General features: G+C 57.1%; 3 protein-coding genes. All 3 read right to left on the bottom strand.

The genetic code is table 11. The features are described from left to right. Window positions 1–340 (bottom strand): hypothetical protein (locus SGJ19_12715; protein ID MDZ4781108.1); only part of this gene is annotated, 340 nt, incomplete at its 3' end. A 31-nt stretch (window positions 341–371) separates the two neighbouring features. Then, window positions 372–944, bottom strand: a complete 573-nt coding sequence (locus tag SGJ19_12710; protein ID MDZ4781107.1) for a hypothetical protein — start codon at window positions 942–944, stop codon at window positions 372–374. A 21-nt stretch (window positions 945–965) separates the two neighbouring features. After that, a partial coding sequence (locus tag SGJ19_12705) for a hypothetical protein (protein MDZ4781106.1) occupies window positions 966–3,076 on the bottom strand: 2,111 nt, incomplete at its 5' end.

Below are 3,076 nucleotides of genomic sequence, written 5' to 3'. Positions count from 1 at the left end.
CGACTGAATATCTGAGAAGGCCAAACATTGATTTCGCCAGAAGCTCTAGGTCGACGCGCTTCTGCGCCAAGTTGCTCGCGTTTTGCGCGTACCACGGTGCGTTGGAACCCGGCAACACCGTGCTGCGACGCACGACCATTTGGAACTGGGCGAAATACGCATCATCGTCGGCTCCGTTGTACGCCGCCACGCTGACTATCCCGGAATCACCCAAGCCGATGAAATCGTACGCAAACCGGCGCGCCACATGCTTTTCGTTTTTCACCCACTGGCCGTCTCGGTAAATTTCCGAAGGAACGGTGGTGTAAAACGTGCTGGCCCTTCTTCCTTCAAAATCCATCGGATGAGGTCCTTACTGTTGCTTCGACGTTCTAAAAAGACCAGATCATACAGCACTTCGTTGCCCCCATGATCGGAAGCAACTCCTGTTGCACGGCGTGCAGTTCGGGTAACGCAAGCAGACGACGAGTAAACTCTTTCATATCGGGCGCGAGCGTATTTCCGAAGAACTGCACCGACGCGAACGCGCGCCCGAAAAAAAAGCCGTTATCGTCTTCGTCCACGTCGAACAAGTCGTGCGGGCCGATACAGATGCCCGGGTCGGTCGGCAGAAACAATTCTCGGATGGCGACCGGGATGTCGTGTGCGACCGCGCCGGAGATTCGAGTCGCGACCGGCGAATCGAGCAAACTGATATAAAGATACCGATCGGCGGTAATGTAATTCTTGATCTCTCGCCGGTCTTGAGGTACCGGCAACAATTTCGAACCGTAGTCATAGTCCTCGGCGCTTTGAAACTGTTCCCAACTTCGATCTGCATTCGCCTGCAGACTGACAACGTCAATTCTCGTCGGTCGAAGGTAATCGAGAATTCGATCCAAAAGTAGCCCGGCATCTGCCGGTTGTTCCGTCGAATAGACGCAAAGTACTCCATTCTGAGACATTTCAACTCCATGATTGTCCCACTACTCGTCGCTCGCATCCCAATCCGCGATGATCTTATACATTGTCCCAACCTTGATGAGGTCGATGATCGTGTCATCAGGCGTGTAATGAGAAAGGTAATCGCCGACTTGATGGATCATGTCGATCTGGTCCAACAACTTTGCAGTTTCTCCATCGGGCATGGCGGCGTAATTTCGGGCTTTAATTTCTTCGATCGAATCCCGAAGGGTTTCCAGCTCGGTCGCGTGCGCCGAGGTGTCCATCAGATTCCAAGCCGCGCTGGCGGCTCCCAAGATACCTAACAGCCTAATGAGATTTTTGAACCGCTTATTCAGATGCCAGCCGCTTCCGGCTGTCCAGCGACGCTCCGTACCTTGCGACACCCATATCTCGCGGCCACCCATCAACGCTTTCAATCTGTTAAGCTGAGGTGGCAAGATTGTTTTGTCGATGCTGGTCTTGATTTCCGCAAGGTCCGTAACTTTGTTGGCATCAAACACTTGTCCGACTTGGAAAAGCTGACCTTGTTTCATATATATCAAATCAACCTGAGTCGTTCCTGTAACTCCGCCGGGCGGGGAAGCACCGAGTGAAACAATCTGTCCGCTAATTCGGTTGACATACAAATCCGCCATCCAGCGTTGATCTGCGGCGCTGAGGATCAACGACGCCCGTCGATGAACTTCAATGCCAAAGGCGCCGGTATTGTTGCCGCCAGACCAGTTCTCGTTTTCCATTTGCTCGACAGCGAGCTCTTTGGCGGCACCCAGTGCGGCGATATGAGCCGGAGGCTCGCTAACGTCACCGGCAACGGCAGCCATCACTGCAGGATTATAGCGAAGTTGTGCGCTGTCGCTATGAAGAGTTACCCTCGGATAGGATTGCGCGAAATTCACTTGCGGTCCCGGCCTAACCGCAACAAACTCGGGCGTCTCGTACCGAGAACTTTGAGGGGATAGAGGCAACGGCTGTCTGGAAACAAAAAGCTGTGAAATCCCGCTAGTCCGCGGATCCGTGACTCGCACCTTATGCACTTCAAAAGCCCCGCGCGTGAAACCCTGATTGGCGTTCGGATCGACGCTGAGGTTGGAAGCGATCAGCCTATCGACGACGCGAAATTCCGACTCGCCGTATCCTCTTCCCAATATCTCGATCCGCGTCGCCGTCAGCCGCACCTGGTCGCTCTGCCATGTGCTTGCAGAAGAATTGGGTTTGAACTCGAACAAGACGGCGACGTCGGCGACTGCTTCGCTGACGGTCAACGCCTCGACGTAGAACGTCGTGGTGCCGCCGCCGCTTAGCCCCAACTGCGCCGCCGTGTAAACGCCCGGCGAGAGGTAATCCCCGCCGGCGCTGATCGATCGTTTGTCACGCGCCGCGGAGCCTGCGGTGCGCCAGAGCCGCATTGAGCCGTCGGGCAGGACATACGGATCATCCAACGACGCCTCAAGCGCAGCCGGATCAGAGGCGCTGTAGGTAACCCTTATCTGAGCCGACGAGTAATCGGCGTCCGGCACGGCAAACCGGATCGGCACAAGGCGGGTTGCGGTGGATTGATCATCCGAAGTAAAATCTTCCAAAAGATCAAACCCATCCGCGAAATCGGGAATGCCGTCACGATCGGAATCAGAATCGCTGATGAGCATGACCTTCCCCGGCCGAGCGTCGTCCCCAGTGACGTCCTCCACCGCGTCATCGGCCTTGCCGAACCGCCCATCATTATTCGAATCGATCGCCAGATCGATATCATTATCCGCGATCGCGCCTTGGGCTTTGAACGCGCCGCTCAGCCAATAGTTGCTTGAGGCGGCGAGGATCGCGATCACCTTTTCGCTGCGTTCGAAGAGGCCGTCGTCCACTGGGGTGAGCGAAAACGTCGCCGACGACTGGCCGGCGGGGATCGTCACGCCGGCACCGCCGCCGGCGTAGTCGGCGCCGACGATGGCCGCGCCGGCGAAGGGGTGCAACGCGACGATCAAATCGGCGACGGTGCTGCCGCTGCGCGAGACGGTAAAACGGATTGCCCCCGGCGTCGCACCGCCGGCGTCGGGCGACTCGGAACCGGACGCATCGCTGACGCCGATCGACACGACCGGCAGCAAGGTCGGCTCGCACGGCGGCGGCGGCGGGG

The sequence above is a fragment of the Planctomycetia bacterium genome (assembly GCA_034440135.1).
Classification (GTDB): Bacteria; Planctomycetota; Planctomycetia; order Pirellulales; family JALHLM01; genus JALHLM01.
This window is presented reverse-complemented; position numbering and strand designations above follow the sequence as displayed.

What these genes read in the sequence shown, in the direction of transcription:
- SGJ19_12710 (MDZ4781107.1), bottom strand. Translation starts at nt 944, where the DNA reads ATGTCTCAGAATGGAGTACTTTGCGTCTATTCGACGGAACAACCGGCA.